16 protein-coding genes and 1 tRNA gene are annotated in these 21,983 nt (G+C 48.5%); 8 read left to right on the top strand and 9 right to left on the bottom strand.

What is annotated here, in order from left to right; translation table 11 throughout:
- Positions 1–4: 4 nt before the first annotated feature.
- From TW77_RS15625 to TW77_RS15610, 4 genes are all read left to right on the top strand, one after another.
- Positions 5–1,501: a DUF3413 domain-containing protein gene (locus tag TW77_RS15625; RefSeq protein WP_046005916.1), complete on the top strand. Its 1,497-nt coding sequence runs from the start codon at positions 5–7 to the stop codon at positions 1,499–1,501.
- Between the two features lie 83 nt (positions 1,502–1,584).
- Positions 1,585–2,058, top strand: a complete 474-nt coding sequence (locus TW77_RS15620) for a DUF4124 domain-containing protein (protein ID WP_046005915.1) — start codon at positions 1,585–1,587, stop codon at positions 2,056–2,058.
- Between the two features lie 91 nt (positions 2,059–2,149).
- Positions 2,150–3,874 carry a bifunctional isocitrate dehydrogenase kinase/phosphatase gene (aceK, locus tag TW77_RS15615; protein ID WP_046005914.1) on the top strand — a complete coding sequence of 575 codons (1,725 nt, stop codon included), beginning with the start codon at positions 2,150–2,152 and terminating at the stop codon, positions 3,872–3,874.
- Between the two features lie 12 nt (positions 3,875–3,886).
- Positions 3,887–4,825, top strand: coding sequence for a LysR family transcriptional regulator (locus TW77_RS15610; RefSeq protein ID WP_046005913.1), 939 nt, complete (start codon positions 3,887–3,889; stop codon positions 4,823–4,825).
- Positions 4,826–4,859: 34 nt separating this feature from the next.
- Here TW77_RS15610 and TW77_RS15605 read toward each other — a convergent pair whose 3' ends face one another.
- Positions 4,860–5,252 (bottom strand): hypothetical protein, encoded by a 393-nt coding sequence (locus TW77_RS15605; RefSeq protein ID WP_046005912.1) that lies wholly within the window; start codon positions 5,250–5,252, stop codon positions 4,860–4,862.
- Between the two features lie 273 nt (positions 5,253–5,525).
- Here TW77_RS15605 and TW77_RS15600 point away from each other — a divergent pair, with 273 nt between their 5' ends.
- The 3 genes from TW77_RS15600 to TW77_RS15590 all read left to right on the top strand — a co-directional run bounded on the left by TW77_RS15600 (position 5,526) and on the right by TW77_RS15590 (position 7,823).
- On the top strand, positions 5,526–6,338 hold the full coding sequence (locus TW77_RS15600; RefSeq protein WP_046005984.1) for a hypothetical protein: 813 nt from the start codon (positions 5,526–5,528) through the stop codon (positions 6,336–6,338).
- A 100-nt stretch (positions 6,339–6,438) separates the two neighbouring features.
- Positions 6,439–6,849 carry a hypothetical protein gene (locus tag TW77_RS15595; RefSeq protein WP_046005911.1) on the top strand — a complete coding sequence of 137 codons (411 nt, stop codon included), beginning with the start codon at positions 6,439–6,441 and terminating at the stop codon, positions 6,847–6,849.
- Positions 6,850–6,911: 62 nt separating this feature from the next.
- Entirely contained in the window at positions 6,912–7,823 is a 912-nt protein-coding gene (locus TW77_RS15590) for a M14 family metallopeptidase (RefSeq protein ID WP_046005910.1), read from the top strand.
- A gap of 12 nt (positions 7,824–7,835) precedes the next feature.
- Here the strand turns inward: TW77_RS15590 and TW77_RS15585 are convergent, their stop codons facing one another.
- Positions 7,836–8,426, bottom strand: a complete 591-nt coding sequence (locus TW77_RS15585) for a CBS domain-containing protein (protein ID WP_046005909.1) — start codon at positions 8,424–8,426, stop codon at positions 7,836–7,838.
- A gap of 356 nt (positions 8,427–8,782) precedes the next feature.
- Here TW77_RS15585 and TW77_RS15580 point away from each other — a divergent pair, with 356 nt between their 5' ends.
- Complete coding sequence (locus TW77_RS15580; RefSeq protein WP_046005908.1) at positions 8,783–9,739, top strand: FHA domain-containing protein; 957 nt, start codon at positions 8,783–8,785, stop codon at positions 9,737–9,739.
- A 15-nt stretch (positions 9,740–9,754) separates the two neighbouring features.
- Here TW77_RS15580 and TW77_RS15575 read toward each other — a convergent pair whose 3' ends face one another.
- From TW77_RS15575 to nadA, 7 genes are all read right to left on the bottom strand, one after another.
- On the bottom strand, positions 9,755–10,276 hold the full coding sequence (locus TW77_RS15575; RefSeq protein WP_046005907.1) for a DUF962 domain-containing protein: 522 nt from the start codon (positions 10,274–10,276) through the stop codon (positions 9,755–9,757).
- A 233-nt stretch (positions 10,277–10,509) separates the two neighbouring features.
- On the bottom strand, positions 10,510–12,426 hold the full coding sequence (recD, locus tag TW77_RS15570) for an exodeoxyribonuclease V subunit alpha (RefSeq protein ID WP_046005906.1): 1,917 nt from the start codon (positions 12,424–12,426) through the stop codon (positions 10,510–10,512).
- On the bottom strand, positions 12,423–15,962 hold the full coding sequence (gene recB, locus TW77_RS15565; RefSeq protein WP_046005905.1) for an exodeoxyribonuclease V subunit beta: 3,540 nt from the start codon (positions 15,960–15,962) through the stop codon (positions 12,423–12,425). The genes recD and recB overlap by 4 nt, the downstream gene beginning before the upstream one ends.
- Positions 15,949–19,248 carry an exodeoxyribonuclease V subunit gamma gene (gene recC, locus TW77_RS15560; protein WP_046005904.1) on the bottom strand — a complete coding sequence of 1,100 codons (3,300 nt, stop codon included), beginning with the start codon at positions 19,246–19,248 and terminating at the stop codon, positions 15,949–15,951. The genes recB and recC overlap by 14 nt, the downstream gene beginning before the upstream one ends.
- 156 nt (positions 19,249–19,404) lie before the next feature.
- Complete coding sequence (locus TW77_RS15555) at positions 19,405–20,433, bottom strand: GGDEF domain-containing protein (protein WP_046005903.1); 1,029 nt, start codon at positions 20,431–20,433, stop codon at positions 19,405–19,407.
- 158 nt (positions 20,434–20,591) lie between these two features.
- Positions 20,592–20,682: transfer RNA gene (locus TW77_RS15550), tRNA-Ser, on the bottom strand.
- A 109-nt stretch (positions 20,683–20,791) separates the two neighbouring features.
- Positions 20,792–21,835 (bottom strand): quinolinate synthase NadA, encoded by a 1,044-nt coding sequence (nadA, locus tag TW77_RS15545; protein ID WP_046005902.1) that lies wholly within the window; start codon positions 21,833–21,835, stop codon positions 20,792–20,794.
- Between the last annotated feature and the right edge of the window lie 148 nt (positions 21,836–21,983).

The raw sequence follows: 21,983 nt of genomic DNA, 5'->3' as shown, positions 1-21,983 counted from the left end.
CTGAATGAATCTTTCTTCGCACAGCCCTTTTTCTTCAAAGGCCAGTCAGCTATTAAGCTGGGGACATTGGTTTACCTTTGCCAACATCGGCTTGGTATTACTCATCACCTTAAGCTATCTGGCCGCTGATAAAGCCCCCACAACTACGCTTGGCTGGATCTACATGCTAGTCACTTGGCTTAGTCATACCAGCTTTATCACTTTTTGTGTGTTTGTACTGAGTATTTTTCCACTCAGCCTGATATTTCCCTATCCAAGGCATATTCGGGGCATGGCTGCCTGCATAGCCACACTGGGCATTACCGTGCTCAGTGTCGACGCCTTCGTCTATTTCCAGCTCGGATACCATTTAAATCTTCAGGCATTGCCAGAGATACTATCCCTATTCTGGAAAACCATCAGTGGCTCCCCAGCAGTTAACAGCCTGATTGTACTAGCTATGATCGCCGCAATTTTGGGGTTTGAGCTTATCGTTGGCAATCATGCCTGGCGCCACCTGGAGCGATTAAAAAGCTACGCCTTTCCAAAGTTCGCCAGCACGGTACTGGTCACTTGCTTTGCAACCAGCCATATTATGCACATCTGGGCAGATGCCAATAGCTACTTCGACATTACCATGCAAGACAATGTACTGCCATTATCCTACCCAACAACGGCTAAGACGCTGCTTGCCAGGCATGAACTGCTCGATATGCAAAAGTATAATCAGGCAAGATCGCTGAATGTCGGGCCTAACGAAGTAAGCTATCATCCACCAGCTTCACTGGCGTCATGCCCAGCTCAGGATACAGCGGTCAACCTGTATATTGTCAAAACACTCTCTGAACAAACCGATATAAGCCTGATGCAACTTGGTTGGCATCGCTCCGAACAGCTGCTTGTACCCACGTTGGCGGAGGATTTTCAGTTTAACCTGCTCTACGCTCTGCCAGCCTATTATAAACGGCCGCTGATGGACAACAGAGTACCGCCGGTGTGGTCGAGCCGCCTGTCTTTATCCGTTACTGGCCTGGACAAATTTGCTTATATTGACGACACCAAGAGTGCCGATGTGCGGGTATCGTACCAAACGCAAAGCCCTGCTTTTAATGAAGACACCACCCCCACCGTCGTCATTGTCGAGCCTGCAAGTTCAGATATGGTGACCACCACTCGTTTTTATACCAATATCCCGGCCTTTGCAGGCTATTCTGAACTGTTCCAAATCAGTGATGTGCTGACGACAATCACAGCCGAGCATTTCCAGTGTAGCGCACTCGCAACGGCGAGTATGTTGGGCAACAACATAGCAACCGACACGCTCAATGAAGGCGTCAACTACTCTCGCGGCGTGCTGGTTGCATACAAAAAGGACCGCATCACACTGATAGCTCAGGATGGTAGTTATAAACAAATCTCTGCAAAAGAAGGCTTTACGTTGGATCAGAAGTTGGATGTTCCTTTCTTAATCCAAAGTATTAAGCGTCTTAAGCAATTCAACCAGACGCCGGCTACTAAGTAGCACGGCGTCCGTCTTTACACTTGCGATATCGAACAAATTTACTATCTTGAAATGTATATACAGGTTTCAGGGAAGCACTTGCTATGAAGGTATTTATCATCATCTTTGGGCTGCTTTTGCCCATACTCGGCCAGGCAAAAACAACCTTCAGCTACTACAAATGTGTCACTAACAAGACCATAGTGTACAGCCAACATCCGTGCGCGGCCAATGCTGAGCAGCATACTTTGAGCCACTCAGATCCTAAAGCCCCCCCGCCCGATGGCCAACACACTAAAACACTGAACAACATTGAGCGCCAGCAAATGGTACTCAGGTTAAAAAAAACACTCAGGGCAAAAAAGCATCAGGCTGCAATCCTGGGCAGAAAACGAGACGAGGCAACCCGGGATGAGCAACGGCGAATTTCCCGTCTGATGGAGAAAAGTGAGCGTGCCAAAACGCTCAAAGATGTCAAACGTAATATCAAATCCATCAATACCGCCTACCTCAAAGAGGTAAAGCTGCTTAATAAAGAAATAGCCCGTCTGGAAAAACGTCTCAAGCGATTAGAGTAGCTGTGCTTATGACGCTCATTGAGTGCCTGAAATCTGTGGTTGAGCGCCTGACATTTATGCGCTAGAGTAACTCGGCAGATTAGGAGGTCCGATGAGTTACCAGGTTCAAACAATTGCACAACATATTCTGTCCGGGTTCCATACGCATTACGCGTTATTTCAGCAGATAACCGCACGCGCGCCACAGGCGTTTGCACTGCAGAAATGGGGCGAAATCGAGCAGATCAGCAAACAAAGGATCAGCCTCTATGATGCACGTGTTAACGACACGGTCACTGAGCTAAAAAAGCATACGCCACAACATACCCCAGACGAAGCATTGTGGCATCAAGTTAAGCAACATTACGCAGAGCTGTTGTCTTTTCACCCGCAAGCGGAGCTGGCTGAAACCTTTTTTAACTCTGTGTTTTGTCGATTGTTTCACCGGCGCTACTACAAAAATGATTTTATCTTTGTTGAAACAACCCTGACAAAACCAACAACGTTACCTATTGAGGCCGAATTTCGCAGTTATTTCCCGGTTATTTCGGGACTTAAACCCACCATCCGCAATATGATCTCGCACATGGACTTGCAATGTGGCTTTCGCGACCTGGAACAAGACATTAGACTGCTGGTAAAAGCCTTCATTAAGCAGGCACCGAGTACACACCATAGTCATCACGGGCTGCGTTTCGATATCCTGACAGCGCCTTTTTATCGTAACAAAGGGGCGTACATCGTTGGCCGGGTCGTGTCTAAATCGGGCGTACAACCCTTTATTATTGCCCTTTTACACCACCCACAGGGCGGCTTGTATATCGACGCGCTGCTGACAAAAAGTGCGCAGATGCGGATTATTTTTGGCTTTGCCAGAGCCTACTTTCTGGTTGAAACCCATGCCCCTTCCGCTATGGTTGGCTTTTTACAACAATTAATGCCGAATAAAACCACCGCAGAGCTCTACAATGCCATCGGCTTTCATAAGCAGGGGAAAACCGAATTCTATCGTGATTTTCTGTTTCACTTGCAACATAGTGAGGATGTTTTCACAATCGCCCCCGGCACACCTGGTATGGTCATGATGGTTTTTACCTTACCCAATTTCCCTTTTGTGTTTAAAGTGATCAAAGATGTCTTCGCCGAAAGTAAGCCGTTTGGCAGAGATACCGTACTGGCACGCTATCAGCTGGTAAAAAGTCACGACCGTGTAGGTCGTATGGCCGACACCATAGAGTATTCTGAGGTGGTGATCCCCAAAAAGAAGTTTTCCCCGTCATTACTGGAAACGCTCAAAGCCACAATCAGCAACAGCTTACGAGACGAAGGGGATTATCTGGTGATTAAACATCTGTATATTGAACGCCGTATGACGCCACTGAATCTCTTTTTACAAACCGCTGATGAACAAACCGCCAAAAAAGTGATTGAAGACTATGGCCATGCCATCCGGGAAATGCTCAGTGTAAACATTTTCCCGGGGGATATGCTGCTCAAGAACTTCGGTGTTACCAAGCATCACAGAGTCATTTTTTATGATTATGATGAAGTTCAATATCTGACTGACATGAACTTCAGGCCCATGCCAAGTCCATCTTTGGAGGACTTATATAGCGGGGTGGCCGAACCCTCAGCAGCCCCAAATGACGTATTTCCTCAGCAGCTGTGTACATTTGTTCTCACAGACCCTAAACTCAGAGCGGTGTTTGAACACTCGCATGAAGCCTTATTAAAGGTGGAGTATTGGCAACAGGCGCAGCGGGATATTCAAACCCATGTGGTTAAACAGATTTATCCCTACCCTGCTTCACAGCGCTTCTATCGACACATAAAATAATAAAGGAACACAGTGAACATAAGCAAAATTGATCTGAATCTACTGGTCTACCTAGATACACTATTACGAGAATGTAACGTCACCCGTGCGGCAAACCAGCTGAGTATTACCCAGCCTGCAATGAGTAATGGCCTGAAGCGGCTCAGAAACTTGTTTAACGATCCGATCCTTGTACGTACCAGTGAGGGCATGGTCCCGACAGAGCGGGCACTCGAACTCCAGCCTGTGATCCGTGGTATTTTGATGACACTGGAGGAAACACTAGCACCTAACCGCGAATTCGATCCCCGGCAGAGTAAACGCGTATTTCGTATCATGGCCAGTGATTACGCAGCCAGTACATTGGCTCCTAAGCTACTTAATAAACTGCATATGGAAGCGCCGGATACCACACTCGACATCCTTACGCCCAGTGACGTGACTTTTCACGATGTAGAAAATGGTAAGGTTGACATGGCCATCAACCGCTTTGAAAACTTACCTCAGTCTTTTCATCACAAACGGATCTGGAAAGACAGCTTTTGCTGCCTGATTAAGTCGGATAACCCGATCAAAGCAAATTTTAATTTGGATGCTTATCTCAAAGCCCGGCATATCTGGGTAAGTAAAACCGGCTTCGGAGTCGGTGTCGGGATGGATCCAGCGGATGTACAAAAGCTGGGCTGGGTAGACGAAGCGTTAGCCCACTTCGGCAAACACCGTAACATCGCCACATTTACGCGAAATTATCACGTTGCCATTCACCTTGCCAAAGAGCAAAACCTGATTGCAACCTTGCCATCAAAAGCGGCGAATATCTACAGTGACGACCCAAACCTGGCGATACTGGAGCCACCTTTTCCTATTCCGCCATTTGAGTTGGATATGATCTGGAGTCCGCTGCTACACCGCGACGCCAGCCACATCTGGCTCAGACAGAAGATAGCCGAAGTAGCGGACGCACTTAAGTAAACACTTATCTGCAGTCAGATATAGGGGACCTTCCCTATATCTCGCTTTCCAGCATAGCCAATGCACGCTTTTCACTGTCGCAAACCTCGCCATTGGCTTCGCTGATCCTGTGGGCTATCGACACTGCCAGCTCACGCATGGGTTTATCGACAATGTGACTCAATCTGTGCTGAATAAAACACTCTGTCTCATCTTGCTTAATCGCTATCAGGCACTTACCCAAAGCATCATCCATATAGTCCTGCAGTGCAATGGCAGAGTTCCAATGAAGCGTATTTGCCCAATCCCGAACAATCTCCATTTCCTCGGTTTCAATCTTTTCATCGATACAAACAAACAGCAACGCAATATCCAACAAGGATTCTTTTTGCAATTGCTCCACACATATTCCCATATCAAAGTGGTTCAACAGTTGTTCAAATTTCATATTGGTTTCCTTGTAATTGAGATAACGCCGACCAATCAAGACACAGGTATCTGCGCCGATCCACCTGACCCATTTAAGATACCTGACGCCCAGGTGCTGACAAAAACAACAGCACCCATAGCATTCAAACATATTCTACAAAACTCGGGTTGTCACTTTAAAAATAGTCAACTGATAGGCTGTGAACTAGACTAGCCTTAGTACTTACAGGAAGTCGCTATGTCTTGGCTGAATCGTTTATATTTGAAACTACTACTTTTTTTGAGCTTGGTAATGCCCGCGCACGCACGAATCTCAATTTCAATAGAGCAAGACATATATGAATACGCAAAGGAAATACTGGCCGATCAACCCATTGCTGAATTCTCAGCTGAAATTTTCAATCATCCCAAATGTCAGCGCGATGTCGTTGAATTTCTGATCGCACAGCGCGCCCTGTTAGAAGGAGGCTTTGCGCATCCCTTTCATTTTACGCTCGGAAACTATGATGCAAGGAACCTTAAACTGCTGGAATCCGGGTTGCTGCTAATGAGCTTTGACACAATCTGGCTGTCTCAGGCACATACGATTAAAGAGGATGTCTATATTTCTGAACCGATAATAGAAAAAGGCGCGTATTTTGCTGGGATCTATACAGCCAGAACCAATAGAGCATCTTTACGAAACAAGATCTCCACGGATCTGAGCCAGGTCAGTATCGTAAGCAGTCAGGCCTGGCTCGTTGACTGGGTCACCCTGAAAGCACTGAACCCCAAACAGTTGCACCACGAAGATGACTGGATCACCATGGCGAAGCTGGTCAGCAACGGCTGGGTTGATGCCATGCTGGTTTCGTTTAACAACACTCGTCCTTTTTTCTATGAAGGTCCAGGATACCGAATAGAAGCTGTCGAAGGTATTAAAGTCGCACTTCAAGACAGCCGACATTTTGTGGTCTCCAGGCATCATCCATACGCAAAAGAGGCCCGTGCCGCGTTGCAACTTGGTTTGGCAAAACTCAAAGCACAGAAATTCATTTACCAGGCTTATCGGCAGTGTGGCTTTATCACCCCTTTGGTTGACGATTGGCATATACTTCAACCCTAAAATCGCAATTATCCGTTTTAATTTCGGGCATTCATATTTCTTCCATTTTCTTCTCCTAAATTTCTTGCCTCTCGGGAATATGTCAAATTAGGAACAAGTAATGAATGAATTAAAACTGGAAGTAAATACGGCTTTTTACAGCGTAGTTGGTGTTTTCGTTGTTGCGTTATTGGCACTGGCGGGACTGTTTACTGAACTCAACCTGTCATTTCTGGCCACCGTACAAATCGCGATAGCCAGCGTTGTAACTGTTGCATTGGTTATTCACTTACTACTGAGTATGGCGGGACACAAACGCGTCACACTGTGCAACCAGGGGCTATCATTTTTCAGTCTGACCGGCCGCCAACGTTACGTTCCTGCTGAAAATATTCAATCTATTGAATTTGTTAACCATATTGGTCTGACGATGACTCATGTTAAGACCAGTCACGGAGTTATTAAACTGCTGGCATTCAGAATACGCAAAGAGCAACAACAGCGTCTGAAAAATATGGGTTACCTGGCGTAACCCTCTTGCCCTTGACCCACAATCAAATTAGCATGCAAATATCAAGACAAAAGAGACATGTTATGACTGATCAGTACCCGATAGGGCAAGCCGGCAAACCTTGGCAAGCAGCAGAAAAACAGCAGTGGTTCGCAACACAAACCAAAAAGCGTGACTACTTCGAAGATATTGAACCGCTTATCAATGCCCTCAAAGCAGACTTGCGAGTTGAGCAATATGGTGTACTCAATTACGATACCCAATATCCGCTATATGCACTGAAATCTGCCAACTGGCATGCAGATCTGCCAGTGGTACTGGTGACTGGTGGGGTACATGGCTATGAAACCAGTGGCGTGCTTGGTGCACTGGCGTTTGCAAAGCAACATGCTCAAACTTTCGAGGGTCAGTTCAACCTACTGATACTGCCCTGTATTAGTCCCTGGGGTTATGAAACCATCAACCGCTGGAACCCAGAAGCAGTAGACCCTAACCGTTCTTTTTATGCGAACAGTCCTGCTCAGGAATCACAGCTTGCAATGGATTACGTCAATCAATATCAGGCGTCCATTGCCCTGCATATCGACTTGCATGAAACCACAGACACAGACAACAGCGAATTTAGACCGGCACTGGCTGCGCGCGATGGCAAAGTGAATCATAACTGGAATATTCCGGACGGATTTTATCTGGTTGGTCATACCCAGAAACCACAAGCTGCATTTCAAAAGGCAATCATTCATGCCGTACAACAGGTAACACATATTGCCCAAGCGGATGAGCATAATGCGCTCATTGGCGTACCGGTAGAACAATTTGGTGTTATCAACTACGACGCCACGCACCTTGGTTTGTGTATGGGCATGACTAATGCGCCCTATGTCACGACCACCGAGGTTTATCCGGACAGCCCAAATACAACACCGCAAAATTGTATTGATGGCCAGGTTGCTGCTATCGAAGGCGCAATCGCCTACCTGGCAGCCCAAAAGTAGCCTAAAGGTAATTTAGGCCATCAACTCCCCGTGCTCGTGAATGATTTCAAAGATATCTCTAAAAGAGTGTGCTTTTTGAAAGATATTCACGGGTACATGCAAGGCTCGGGCAATATCTGACGACGAAATCATCCCCCTCAGGCCCCCTTTTTCGTCCATTAATAAAACATGCTGCTGACCAAGCTCTTTCAGCGTCTCTAAGACATCCCCTATTTTTGCTTTAGCAACGGTGGTAAAGCGCATTGCATGTAAGTCCTGTTTTTTGGTCATGACATCTTCAACCGTTAAATCACTGCGCGATACTTGCCGCTTCTGGGCAATGGACAAAACCCGCCGACCCGACAAGTCTTTTGAATTAACCACGCCAAGAAAGGTATCGTCATGATCAACAACCAGCTTTGAGCGCACATGGCCGTTTAACATCATATAAACGGCATGATCTATGTCGACGTCCTTTTGGATCATCTGAGGCTGACGTCTGGCAAAGTCGGTGATCACTTTGATGGCAGGACTCGATAAACTCAGCGGCTCTGCATCAGAATAATCACAAAACTGATAAACCCCTTCTAATTTAAGTGTTTTTAGCGATTTATATTCACTCATATCCCCTCCGCTGCCGGCGCTGCGACCGAACCTTGTGATGCCACTCTAGTAAAAATATGGAACATAGTTGTGTTTTATGCAAGGGAGTAGGTTACGCGGTGTAATCTGCTGTAATGGCGAGATACCTGTGTTCTGGTTACAATGATAGTGTTCGCAATTGTCTTTGCCCGGACATGATAATTGCCTGTTTCAGGTCGATTATTATTGTGAATATTTCCTGAAATAACAGTACCCGCTGCGGCGGGTTCTTTTTATAAATTGAAGGTAACTAAGGAAATAGTGCCTTCAACAAGGTAGAATCTCCACCGAAAAGCAAATTCGCGTGCGTCACTTATACGGAAAGTTAGGAAAATTTTATGGCTTATTTAATCGATGAACAGAAACTGGAAAAAATTTACCTGAAAAGTTATCACACTTTTGGGCGTTACAAATTTAATGTGGATACGTTCGTCGATAAGCCCGGTATATCCCGACATCATGCCATCATAGAACACGCCAATAATACCTGGCTAATTCGCGATGTCAGTACAAACGGCATTTGGATCAATGATAAAAAGATTGATAAAAACCTCCCGTATCAGCTCTCCGAAAATGACAAAATTGACTTTGCAGCCCCGGGGCAAAACTCCTACGTCGTGGCTAACCTGAATGCCAATTGCCAGTATTTGGTATCGCAAACCAATGCCAATGAAGTCATTGAACTTGAGAACCAGATCCTGTTGCCCAATGACGAGGAAGCAAGCCATATCGTGTATTTCGATGCCCTGCTCAATTACTGGTTTTTGGAAGATTTAAACACCTCAGACCGCCAGGCTTTGATTGATGGCGGCGTAGTTTCCCTGTTTGGTCAACAATGGCTGTTTTACTGTGCCAATACCTCCACCATGACCAAGCACCTGGACAATCAGCCGATTGTAAAACCCATTGCACTCAATTTTAGTGTGAGCCAGGACGAGGAAAAAACGGATTTAACATTGGAGCTTGAAGGTCAGGAAATTGACTTAGGTTGCCGCACACACCACTACCTGATGTTACTGCTGGCAAGAACCCGGATTGACGATAAGCAAAATGGGATGGACATTGAGTCTCAGGGCTGGCTTTATCGCGAAGACCTCGCCAAGGCACTTGGTGTGCAAACCAATCATATGAATATCATGGTGCACCGCGCCCGTAAGCAACTAACTGAGGCAGGCGGAGATAGAGCACCAGAGCTAGCCTACGTGCTGGAAACCAACAATGGTAAAATTCGCCTTAATTGTCAGAATATTACCATTGTTAAAGGATGCCAACTGGAAACCCGCATCTCAATATAAGCGGGTATCAACAACTCAGGGCCGGTACGGACCGGCCTCATTATTTATCTGCTGCTCCAGGGCTTTAAAACACCCTACTTTGTTAAGTAGCTCCATCATCACAAATAGCGGACCTATCAGTAACCCCATCAGGTCGTCTGCAAAAGCCGGTTTCTTTCCTTCAAAATAATGTCCAACAAATTGGACCACCCAGCCAACAACAAACAATGTCAGCCCCGTAACATAAAACCACACCACATCGACCCCTGCCTGGGCCATCGCACTAAATGCATAACCAGCTCCCCCCTGACATAGCAACAGGAACGCTATCATCCAGCTGCCCAATGTCGGCGACAAGGCTAGATAATAAATGCTAACCAGCAAAATTAAGCAGGCAGAGAGACTGACCGGGACCTGAAAGAACGCGCCCAATGGCACAAATGTCATCCAGACCACAGCAAATACGATTAAAGGGACACCCACAAAGTGGGTTGCAATATTGCGTTTATCTCTGTGATACAAAGCATAGTTGATCAGGTGTTGCTCAAGTGATTTCATCGTTCTTATTCTTTTGAGTAATTACTTTATTTTATAAAGCCGTAATCCGCTGAAAAAGTCAACACTGTTACAAGATAAGGCCGCAGTTCTTCACATTTACACGCAATAAAAATGCCGCCAGGTGAGTGGCGGCATAAATCACTGGGTTATTAACGCAGATGAACACTCTCTGTCATCTCCGTTATTTACAACTGTAGCCCAAAGAAAAAAACAAACAAGATAAAAACACAAATTTAACCAATATGTAACCTATGAGCCATTCCTGATTGTCGTCCTGCCTCGGTTTGCATGGATAATTGCAGCACTTGCGGCTGGCAATTGAGCTCCAGGTGTTGCTTTGCTCGCGTAATGCCTGTGTAAACCAGCTGACGGTTCACACCTTTACCGGCGCGCTGGATTGGAGGCAAAATCAATGCCGTGTAATCAAACTCCGAGCCCTGAGACTTATGGATAGTCATGGCATACACTAATTCAAAGCTGGGCAGTCTTGCGGGATAAAAGTGTCGCACTGTGCTTTGCTCATCAATGAAGGTTGCATAAAGCTGGCCCTGTGCATCAGGTAATAAAATGCCAATATCGCCATTAAACAGTTTAAGCTGGTAGTCATTTTGCGTGATCATAATCGGCATACCGGCGTAAAAGCGGCTATACGGCGCGACCAGACTGCGCTGAGCAAGTTTCTGCTCGATACGCTTGTTGAGCTCTGCGACGCCATAAGGCCCTTCTCTGACCGCTGCAAGCAGCTGGTACTGACTGAATAACGCGTGCACCTCTTCGGGCTCACTGTGACTCTGGATAGCCTCCAGGTATCGGCTGTAGTGATCCGCCGCCCGCTCAAGCAAAGCGTTATATTGATCCACACCCAGTCCGTAAAAACTCAGATCGCTGTATCCGTGATTGATCACCTGTTGCAGCTGCTGCGGATCGTTGTTGTTAACCGCAAAGGCCAGCTGACCAATGCCGCTATCACTTTTAAAGCGATGACTTTGCTGCAAAAATGCTGTGGCATCGGCGAGTGCATAACGGCTTGCTTTGCCCTTTAGCACATCACGCCCGGCAAAACAGACTTGATTTAAAAAAGCCGCTCGATCCATGGTATATGCCGGCTGCGTTCCGAGTTTCAGATGACCACACAAGTCACTCAATATACTGCCGGTATCAACCGAAGCCAGTTGGTCTTTATCACCCAGCAAAATCAGCCTGGCATGCGACGGCAACGCCCTGACCAGTTTATTCATCAGCGCCAGGTCAACCATAGAGGCTTCATCCACTATCAACAAATCGATATGCAGCGGGTTTTGCTGATGATGAATAAAGCGGTTGGTGTTCGGGATCACGCCAAGCAATCGGTGAATAGTTTGGGCCTGCTCCGGGATAAGCGCAGCCAACTCGGGCGGCAGCGAGAGCCGCCCTTTCGCACCAATGATAGACTCGCTGAGTCTGGCTGCCGCTTTGCCTGTCGGAGCCACCAGCTTAATACTCAGTGGTGCAGCCGTATACAGGGACTGTAAAATCGCCAGTAACTTGGTAACCGTTGTGGTTTTGCCAGTTCCGGGGCCTCCGGTGATCACACAAAACCCGCTGGATGCAGCCATGGCGCAGGCAACCTTTTGCCAATCTACATCCTGAGCATTGTCGAGCGGAAAATACTGGTCCAGCAAGGCGCTCAACTGCGCTGCATCTTGCTGTATCGGTTGCTCTGCCATCTGCTGAAAGCGGTCACTCAGGTAGGCTTCATAGTCCGCCAGACGCCCCAGATATAGCCGCCCGGCAAATAACCGCAACGGCCGCCCTTCGCCCACCGCCGGATGCGAATTCAACGCTGCCAACGCCATGTCAGGGTTACCAAACGGGGTGTATGGCAAATGCTGAGCCTCTGACACTGTGTCCGATCCAGCACTCATATCGTCCGCGCTTAAAGAAAATGGATTCTGCCAGTCAATCTCAGCCAGTAACAAGCAAGTGTGCTGACTTTGTTCTGCTCGTTGCAACAATAAAACCAGGTAAAATACCGCGTCATACTGCCCCTGGCACAAAAGCTTTGCCAGCGCCACATCGGCGGCTCGCACACGTCGGGTGTGGATCAGTAGGGTAATATAGGCCTGATGATCCAGCTCCTCCGCCGGGAATTCAAACATGTCCTGCATCATTCTTGTTCTCCCGCCTCAAATAAGGCATCCAGTTGCAGCAAAGTCTTTTCGTCCAGTTGGGTGAAGAAGCAACCGGCCCCATCCGGTAAAGCACGTAAAAACAAGTAGTACACCCCCCCCAGATGCCGCTGCGGGCAATAATCCGCAAGGCGATGTTTTAATAACCGGTGCAAGGCCACAGAGTAAATTAGGTACTGAAGATGATACTGATGCGAGCTCATCGCCAGCGCCAGGTTATCGGCCTGATAATCCGCCGCCGCGTCCCCAAGGTAGTTTGATTTATAGTCGAGAATAAAATAGCGCCCCTGCCAGACAAAGATCAGGTCAATAAAGCCTTTGAGCATGCCCTGTACCTCATCAAAGCGTAAATGGCTCGGCGCACCTGTGATTTGCGCTATTAATTTGTTTAATCTGGTATAGGACAGGCGCTTAAGTGGTAACTGAAACTCCATCTCCACCAGGCAATCCGAGACGCTCAGCTGGCTCAGCATCAGCTCCGGATGCGGATTGAGAGGCGCACTCAGACATCCCAGGATCCACTGCTCTACGGTTTCCTGCCACACGGTATCAAGATGATACTTCTCCAGACAAGCCTGAGTTGCTTCAGCTAAGGTCAATTTGTCTGGCCGGGCAGGTGCATGGGGCGCGGTAAAGTCAATCTGCTCAAAGATCTCATGTAAACAACTACCGGCGCGCGCACCTTTAACAAAAGTGTAAGGGGTAAAACGTTTGATCACGCTCGGCTCGGGCAGGTCAATTTTGTGGTTCTCATCCAGTGCGCCCACCGGGCGTTCTGCGCTGGTTTCATGGTAACTCAGCTGGCTAAAACTGGTCATTCGCCAGTTTTGCTCAATCGCTACTTCGACAGGCCGACTATGCAACAACTGTGTTTCCTGGGTATGCTGCGCCTGATACACACAAGGCGCTATGCGCAACACCTCGTACGCCATCCCCTCATGGCGTGAACACAGGTCGCGAAGCTGGTCATGCCATTGGGCTGCGTCTGTGATTTTATCCTTGTCGAACAACACATGCCCCAGAGCACACTGCTGGATCCCAGGCTTTTTACTACGCCCCAGAGGCAGGTTATACAGGCCCAGGCTGCAAAAATGGATTGCCCGGGTCAGTGCCACGTACAGCAGGCGAATATCCTCTGCAAGACGCTCACGCTCGGCATTATGCTGTGCGTTATCGTCCGCATCCAGATTAAGCACCAGCTCACCATTTTCGTGATATATCACCTCACTGGCCTCGCGGTATGCGGTGGCAAACGGCATGTAGACCAGCGGATATTCCAGCCCTTTGGAGGCGTGCATAGTGACGATTTTGACCAGATCGGCATCGCTTTCTAGGCGCAGCTGGGTGCCTTCATAGCTGGGGTTGGCACACTGAGCTTGCAACCAGCGCATCACCCTGTGTGTGCCTTCCAGCTCTATCTGTTTATGCTGTAACAACTCGGCCAGGTGTCGGTAATCCGTCAACCAGCGCTCAACTTCATGACCTGCCTGCTGCCACAGCGTAACCAGTTGATTGTCGACCAGTAAAGATTCCAGAGTGGCCATTGCGCCTTGCTGATACCACAGCTGTTTAAGCTGGGCAAACTGCATCAGGTAACGCTGCCACTGTCCTTCCTGAGTACGCAATGCAAAGATCTGTTGCTCGTTTAGCGCGAACAAGGGACCGGCCAGCACACCACGTAATGCCGCTTCATCATAACTGCCATGTACAACATGCAGTAACTGCCAGACAGCCAGCGCGACAGGCTGCGAAAACACGCTATCCCGGGCCAGATAAACACTACTTACGCCAGCCCTTTGTAACGCCTGTTTTATCACACTGGCTTCAACGCGATCCCGAACCAGTACACAAATATCCGCCGCCAGCACCGGGCGTTTGCCAATGCGGGCGCGGCCCTCCTGCGCCTGGGTCAGCAACTGTGCGATTTGCGCCGCGAAGCCCTCGGCAAGCTGTGGATAGGCGCTGGCTTTGCTGGTAACTGGCGCGTCCTCATCTTCAAGCACATTGAATTGCAATGCCGCAGGCTCAGTGCCATCCAGAGTAAAGGTATTGTCGGCATCTTTGCCCGCAGCGTCGACCTCAATAAACGGAATGTCGCGGTTAAAGATAAAACTGTCGGCTTGCGCGGTAAAAATGGCATTCACTGCACTGACCACGCGCCGGGCCGAGCGATAATTCTTATCCAAAGTAAACTGGCGAGTTTCATCCACCTGATGTTTCGCACCAATGTAAGTGAAGATATCCGCACCACGAAAACCGTATATGGCCTGCTTGGGGTCGCCTATCATGGTCAGGCCTTGGGCGCCCTCAGTGCCATAGATGCGAGAAAAGATGCCAAACTGAATGGGGTCGGTGTCCTGGAATTCGTCTATCATCGCAACCGGATACAGCTGCGCAATTTTTTTAGCCAGCGTCTCAGCCTGCGCACCATGTAATGCCTGATGCAAGTTTTGTAGCAGATCGTCTGGCGAGATCAGGCTGTGTTCAAGCTTTGCCTGACTCATCAGCGCGCGCACTTCTTTCAGTGCATGCTGCAACAAGGCAATGGGTAATCCTTTGGAGACATTTTGGTGCAGCTGCGCCATCTCATCAAACCAGCCCAGCGCCGGGTGGACAATCGGCTTACCCGTTTTGGTATAGTTTTTCGGGTCGCTCAGCTGAGCCTCTCCCCATAAGGCAAACGAATGCTTGCTGCTACCAAATTCAAAGTACCAGTCGTCGCCCATGCAATAGTCGATCAGCGCCTGGATATTGGCCGGGCGTCCCGGCGCTTTGCTCTTTGAAATTCCACTGTCGCGCAATACCTGGAAAAAATCAGAGTTTAGCAGCTGTTGTTTAAACCCTGTCGCCCGGCGCTGATACTCAGCTCTTTGCTCCAGCACAACTGCCAGGTCCAGCTCAGGCGACAGACGGGCATCACCGCGTTTAAGCAATGGATAAAGGCGCTTTGCCAGTGCCTGTGGATGAGAGAAATGCGACAACACCAACTCAGTTTTATCCGCATCCAGAGGATAGACGAAGCGTCGCCAGTGGTCCTCTACAGCGGCATTAAACAACTCGCTGTCATCGAGGATAAACTCCAGATTAAAGCTCAGGTTAGATTCAAACGCATGTTGTTTAAGCATGCGCTGACAAAAGCCATGAATGGTAAAAATGGCAGCCTCATCCATGGATTTCGCTGCGGCATCGAGCAAGTGATAAGCCGCTTCCTGATCCGCCACTTGCGCCAGTAGCGCACTGATCAGCGCATCGTCACAACCGCCGCCGAGCAAAGCATCCCGAGCCTGTACTATGCGCTTGCGGACCCTGTCTTTGATCTCCTGAGTCGCGGCGTCTGTAAAGGTAACGACCAGGATCTGCTCAACACTCAACGGGGTAGTCTGACTCTGTGCATCAACAAGCCCCAGAAGGTAGCGTAAATACAGCCCCGTGATAGTATAGGTTTTACCCGTTCCGGCACTGGCCTCAATCAGGTTATGGCCCGACAAGGGCATGGTTTGGGGATCAAGCCGTTTCATAGCGGGACTCCTGTGCAAGGTCGATAAGCGGGGATAGCAGTTCATTACTCCACTGTGTAAACTCCGCTTCGCAGGCCTGCAATGACGGGAAACTCAGTGCCACATACGGATCTTCACTGTCACCAAAGCCGATGTACTGGCCTCCCTGGAATTTGTTCAGTGCTTTGCTCATATCCTGAGTTTTACAAAACTCATAACTGGTGGCCGCAAAGAAGGGTACTGCGCGGGTGATAAGCTGGGCATAAAAAGCCTGCCACTTAGCTAACTGAACCTGTGCGTCATCACGACTGACTGGCAGAAAAACGACTTGCTCATCCAGGCCATAAATGTGTGTTTCTGTGTTGGGTGTCACGCAATTGGCTATCAGGTGCATCAGGTAGCCTCGGATCCTGTCTTTGCCTTTGATACTGGCCGTACGATAAAATATTTGCTTGCCCTGGTATAAGTCTCCCAGCCAGCCAAGCAGACGCGTTGAGCCAATTTGCACACATACCTCCACCGGCTCCATTGGCTCACCCATCACGTCTTTCAGGCGTCCTGACATAGCCGCTACGCGTCCCTTTAACTTTTGCAGTTCAACCACACCCACATTGGCCTGTGGTAACTGGGCACGTTGCAGTAGCTGCGCCTCGGGCAGCGGTGTGTCGCTCAGTTCGCTGTGTAAGATTTCGTCCAGATACTGATAACGCGTCAGAGGGTCCAGTGCAAATGGCTCACTGTCGGGCGTATCTTCCTCTAACGTCACTAACCTGACGCCCAGCGTATACTGATAAAACCAGCGTTGCGGTGCCAGACAGGCACGCAAAAAGTCCGGTAACTCCAGCTCGTCTGGCAGCTCAAGTGCAATCGCTTGCTCAGTGGATTGCTGTGCTAATTCAGCTGGTTGCTCGCTTTGAGATGGACACCAGTTGGGGTTAAAGCTGTGTAATGGGCCGCTTTGATAATGCTCGCTGCTAAATGGTTGCAAAGGTGCCTGGCGGTAAAGCTGCTCACTGGGCTTGAGGCTGTCATCCTGGTAGCAAAAAGCCCGGTCCAGGTATTCACATAACTCGCTCACCAAAATGGACGGCACCTGCGGCTCATTGTTATAACAAGAGCGACCCAGATAACTGATATAAAGTTGCTCACGCGCACTGAGCAGTGCCTCCAGAAACAGATAACGGTCGTCCAGCTTACGTGAGCGGTCTCCTTTACGGCGCCGTGAATACGGTACCAGGTCAAAACCAATCGGTTGTACCTGGCGCGGATAATCGGCATCATTCATGCCAAGCAGGCAGACAACTTTAAACGGCACGGCCCGCATTGGCATCAAAGTACAAAAGTTTACTGCCCCGGCCAAAAAGCGCTGACCCACCCCTTTGTCTTTGATCCCCTGGCGAACCTGATGTAATACGATCCTGGCATCAACCGGACCGGCAAAGTCGCCATTAATATGGTGTTTTTCCAGCTCGTCGATGACTTTATGCAACTGCATCAGATCCCAGCTCTGTTCGGTGTCCTGATCGTAAAAGTCTGCCAGCATGTGTCTGAGCACGTTACACTTCTCGTCCAATGGCGTTGCTGCTAAGAGCTGCTCTCGCGCCTGCTCCAGCGCTTCGATGAAGGCAATTAGCTTGCTCAAGGTGTTCACAGCCATGCCTTCTACCGCATCGGCCGGGTATATCTCATTGTATGCTGTCAGTTCATCTGCACTGGCAATGCCAAGCAGCAGACGTTGTAGCCCGTGCCGCCAGGTATTCAATGAAATCTCCGGCAACCCGTAATCGCGCTTATGCTGGCCATCTAAGCCCCATTTGACAGCCACCTGCTGAAGCCAGGTCTGGATCTGTACAAACTCACTCTGCTCTACCCCAAAACGCTTGCCAATGGGCTCAACGCCCAGCAAATCGAGGATATCGGACACGCTGAAACGGCTAAAAGGCAGCCCCGCCAGTGTAACGAAAGAATTCAGCACCGGCTTTTCTTGCTCTATGCTCATATCGGCCAGTGCAAAAGGGATTTTTCTCGCCCCAGATGCACTGCCAAACACTGCTTCTATATAGGGGCTGTAGGTGCCAACGTCCGGCATCATCACTATGATGTCTTTTGGCGTCAATGCCGGGTCGTCATGAAAGAGCGTCAGCAGATGATCGTGCAGCAACTCGACTTCGCGCAATGGCGTGTGGCAGTCGCATAGCAGTACAGAGCTGTCATCCTTTTTGATGGTCAGCTGCCCTTCAGGACTGACATACCAGTTTGGGTCATCAACCAGAGACTCACCTTTAAACGCCAGTTGATAGATTTCCTGCTGCAATTGGGCCAACAGGCTGTCATCAAACTGATCAATAAAGCCATCCAGCCAGCGCGCATCGGTTTGCAGCAGCTGCTCAAGATAATCGCGACCTAGCTTCCCCCAGGAGGACAACAAGGGGTTACCGGTATTGTAGTAACTGCCCTCACCAGCGTGTTTTTGCAACTGAGCATCCAGTGCCGGCCTTACCTGATAGTTGGCCAGGATCTTTGCCTGGGTTTTCTCATCAACCAGGTCACCCCAGTAGTGTTCACTGGGATTAAAGAAAAACAGCAATACATCGATTTTCTGGGCGAGGGCATTGAATATCTCTAGCTGGTTAGTCGCCATGGCTGAAAGACCAAATATGCTGATCCGCTGGGGCAAGCTGGTGATGTCAGCATCCGCCAGCTTTGCCAGTAATTGCTGATGCATATTGGCCCGGTTATAAGGGCTTTGTCCTAAATTATGAGTATGTTCGACCAGTGCCCGCCACAGGTCCGGCTGCCAGGGCGCAATACCTACATCGACATCTTCCAGCGTATCTTTGCCCAGCTCCCATTGTTCCAGCCAGTTTGGCCGGTACATCAGATATTGGTCGTATACATCGGCAATTTTCTCACATAAAGCAAAGCGCTTAAGGCCACTCTGTGGCTGATCACTGCCTTCTTCCAGATACATTCTCAGCGGCTCGTAAAGCGGATTACTGAGCTTCTGGGGTAGCAAGGTAAACAGCTTCCAGCTCATGTTGTTTTTATTAAAAGGTGACTCTTTGGGCACATCTGGTAAAAACTGTTGATACAGCTGCCAGATAAAACTGAGCGGCAGTGGAAACTCAACCTGTGCCGCATAGCCGATATCGCGGCTCAAGCCATTTTTAAGCCACTGAGACATGCCCGGAGACTGTACCAAGACAATTTCGTTAGCAAAGGGGTCCTCAAGCGGTGCCTGCTTCAACAAGGTTGTAAACTGTGCTTGAAGGGCTTCCATACGATTTGATTGGATTATGTGCAACATAATGATGTCTCGGGCTTTTTAAGCGGGTTTTGGACTTTGGTCAGTGTAAGAGATTTCACTGGGTAATAGCAACGTGGCTGAAAGCGTTGCTAACCAGAGGAATAGCAAGAGAGAAAGCGGTAACAGGCTGCCATTACCGCAGGGTGTCCTGTCGGCTCAGAACAAGTCAATCCCAGAGCCTTCGTCATGGCGCTCCAGTTTATTGGCATTCAACAGTGTTTCAAAAAACGCGACCTGATCACGACCGTTTTCCTTGGCGTAATATAGCGCCCTGTCTGCATTCTCTAATACATTAATCGGAAAGTCATAGGGGCTGATCCGCGCCAGTCCCGCGCTGACAGTCAGGGTTTTTACAAATGGAAAGTGGGTATTGCGAATAAGCGTTAAAAATTGCTCCAGCTTTGCCTCGATAGAGGCCTGATCGGTTGGCTCAAACACCAGCACAAACTCTTCTCCACCAAACCGGAACAACAAGTCGGTTGAGCGGAAGAACTGCTGCATTTTCTGCGCAACCAGCAGTAAAACTTCGTCCCCACAAACATGGCCATAGTTATCATTGACCTGCTTGAAATGATCTATGTCTATCATCGCCAGCCAGGATGTGGCCCCCTGGTGGAAAGTACGCGGATCCTGCTCATCACGAATATGGCGATTTTGCTTGATCACTTGTTTCTCAAGCAGCTGCTTAAGCTTTTTCTCAAAGGTCTGACGATTCAGCAGGCCTGTGAGCTTATCCCGCTCATTTTCGTGCAATATGGTCAGATAGTTTTCGTAGATGCGTACAAAGGCATTCAGAAGTACCTGTTCATTACTGTTCAGGCCACCTGAGTGCACTTCAATTGCACCAACCGGTGTTTCATGAATATTGATAGGCAGCCAGCGTTTTTCTATACCATCCGCATTTTGCACCGTGATAATGCAGGAGGACTGCAAACAGGAGATCAATTCAGACTGAGGCTGTTCAATTACTTGTCTGTCGAGCCATTCAAACTCCCGCTCACCATGCATAGTCAAACCAATGCTTCGTTCAACAGCGAGATCTTCCTGAGTATTAAAATTCTTATACACACACAGATGCTGACAGCCTACCAGTTCCTGAATGGTCGATAGCAGACTGTATTCGAGCGAATCTATGTCTCTTGTTTTTGTTATTTTGATTACTGAATTGAGCAGTTCTTCTTGCATTAGATACTCGCAGACTCGATTAATGCTGATTATAGTAACGGCTTTTCACCCAAGTGTGTACTACCAAGTGTAGCACCACAAGGGTCTGACAATGTGTATTTATATAAAGAAGCAAAACGCAAAAAGGCGTCCACCGGACGCCTTTTTAAAATTTGGAATGGCGGAGAGAGAGGGAGTCGAACCCTCGATACGCTATAAACGTATACACGAGTTCCAGTCGTGCGCCTTAAGCCACTCAGCCATCTCTCCGCGCTGTAGCACCGCTTGGGTGCGGCGCTAATACTATGAAAAGCTTACCGCTTTAGCAAGTATTTTTTGTAAAAACCCAGCCAAATGCTTAGTTACTAAGCAACTTAGCTTATTTTTGCAAGCTTGCTGAAAAGTCCAGCATGCGATTCAATGAACGCAATGCACCTTCTCGTAGGTCCATATCTACGAAGACTTCTTTACCGCTTGGGTCTAGTAGCGCTTCTTCAATGGCTTTAAGGCCGTTCATTGCCATCCACGGACAGTGAGCACAACTCTTACAAGTTGCCCCTTCGCCCGCCGTTGGCGCTTCAAAGAACTCTTTTTCAGGACACAGTTGCTGCATTTTGTAAAAAATGCCGCGATCAGTCGCAACGATGAACTTCTGATTAGGCATTTCCTGCGCCGCTTTAATCAGCTGGCTTGTTGAACCCACAGCATCTGCCAGGTCAACGATCTCGGCTGGTGACTCAGGGTGCACCAACACCGCCGCATCGGGGTGCAGGGCTTTCATGTCTTTCAGCGCTTTGGTTTTAAACTCGTCGTGGACGATACAAGCACCGTTCCACATGATCATATCCGCACCGGTTTTCTTTTGAATGTAAGAACCCAAGTGTTTGTCTGGTCCCCAGATGATCTTCTCACCTTCTGAGTCCAGGTGCTCAACAATTTCAAGTGCGCAAGACGAAGTCACAATCCAGTCAGCGCGCGCTTTCACTGCGGTTGAAGTATTCGCGTATACAACAACTTTTCTATCAGGATGTTGATCACAAAACGCAGAAAACGCGTCAATAGGACAACCCACATCCAGTGAACAGGTTGCTGCCAGAGTCGGCATAACAACGGTTTTTTCTGGTGTTAAGATCTTGGCGGTTTCACCCATAAAGCGTACACCGGCAACGATGATCATATCGGCATCTTTTTGCTTGGCACCAAAACGTGCCATTTCCAGTGAATCTGCAACACAGCCACCGGTTTCCTCAGCCAGAGCTTGGATCTCCGGATCTGTATAATAATGGGCAACCAGAACCGCGTTCTTTTCTTTTAACAACGCTTTAATTCTGGTTTTATATTCGGCTTGTTCCTGCTTAGTTAACGGCGCAGGCTTTGGAGGAAAAATATAATCCTCCGGCATAATTTGTTCTGCTAGACTCATTCTCTCGACCACTAGTCCACATGACGGAATATCCGCGAATTATACGAAAATCGGGGCCATAATCCTAGTTGAAGACGGTATTTTGAAGGAATATTTAAGAGAATATGAAAGGAAAGAAATTCAGCAAGAATGGTGGGTCATGATGGAC

This window comes from Pseudoalteromonas rubra, assembly GCF_000967655.1.
GTDB lineage: Bacteria > Pseudomonadota > Gammaproteobacteria > Enterobacterales > Alteromonadaceae > Pseudoalteromonas > Pseudoalteromonas rubra_A.
This window is presented reverse-complemented; position numbering and strand designations above follow the sequence as displayed.

Coding starts and splice junctions, on each gene's coding strand:
- TW77_RS15575 (WP_046005907.1), bottom strand. CDS start 10,276: ATGAAATCACTTGAGCAACACCTGATCAACTATGCTTTGTATCACAGA.
- aceK (WP_046005914.1), top strand. CDS start 2,150: ATGAGTTACCAGGTTCAAACAATTGCACAACATATTCTGTCCGGGTTC.
- TW77_RS15605 (WP_046005912.1), bottom strand. CDS start 5,252: ATGAAATTTGAACAACTGTTGAACCACTTTGATATGGGAATATGTGTG.
- nadA (WP_046005902.1), bottom strand. CDS start 21,835: ATGAGTCTAGCAGAACAAATTATGCCGGAGGATTATATTTTTCCTCCA.
- TW77_RS15595 (WP_046005911.1), top strand. CDS start 6,439: ATGAATGAATTAAAACTGGAAGTAAATACGGCTTTTTACAGCGTAGTT.
- TW77_RS15580 (WP_046005908.1), top strand. CDS start 8,783: ATGGCTTATTTAATCGATGAACAGAAACTGGAAAAAATTTACCTGAAA.
- TW77_RS15555 (WP_046005903.1), bottom strand. CDS start 20,433: ATGCAAGAAGAACTGCTCAATTCAGTAATCAAAATAACAAAAACAAGA.
- TW77_RS15590 (WP_046005910.1), top strand. CDS start 6,912: ATGACTGATCAGTACCCGATAGGGCAAGCCGGCAAACCTTGGCAAGCA.
- TW77_RS15585 (WP_046005909.1), bottom strand. CDS start 8,426: ATGAGTGAATATAAATCGCTAAAAACACTTAAATTAGAAGGGGTTTAT.
- recD (WP_046005906.1), bottom strand. CDS start 12,426: ATGATGCAGGACATGTTTGAATTCCCGGCGGAGGAGCTGGATCATCAG.
- recB (WP_046005905.1), bottom strand. CDS start 15,962: ATGAAACGGCTTGATCCCCAAACCATGCCCTTGTCGGGCCATAACCTG.
- TW77_RS15620 (WP_046005915.1), top strand. CDS start 1,585: ATGAAGGTATTTATCATCATCTTTGGGCTGCTTTTGCCCATACTCGGC.
- recC (WP_046005904.1), bottom strand. CDS start 19,248: ATGTTGCACATAATCCAATCAAATCGTATGGAAGCCCTTCAAGCACAG.
- TW77_RS15600 (WP_046005984.1), top strand. CDS start 5,526: ATGCCCGCGCACGCACGAATCTCAATTTCAATAGAGCAAGACATATAT.
- TW77_RS15625 (WP_046005916.1), top strand. CDS start 5: ATGAATCTTTCTTCGCACAGCCCTTTTTCTTCAAAGGCCAGTCAGCTA.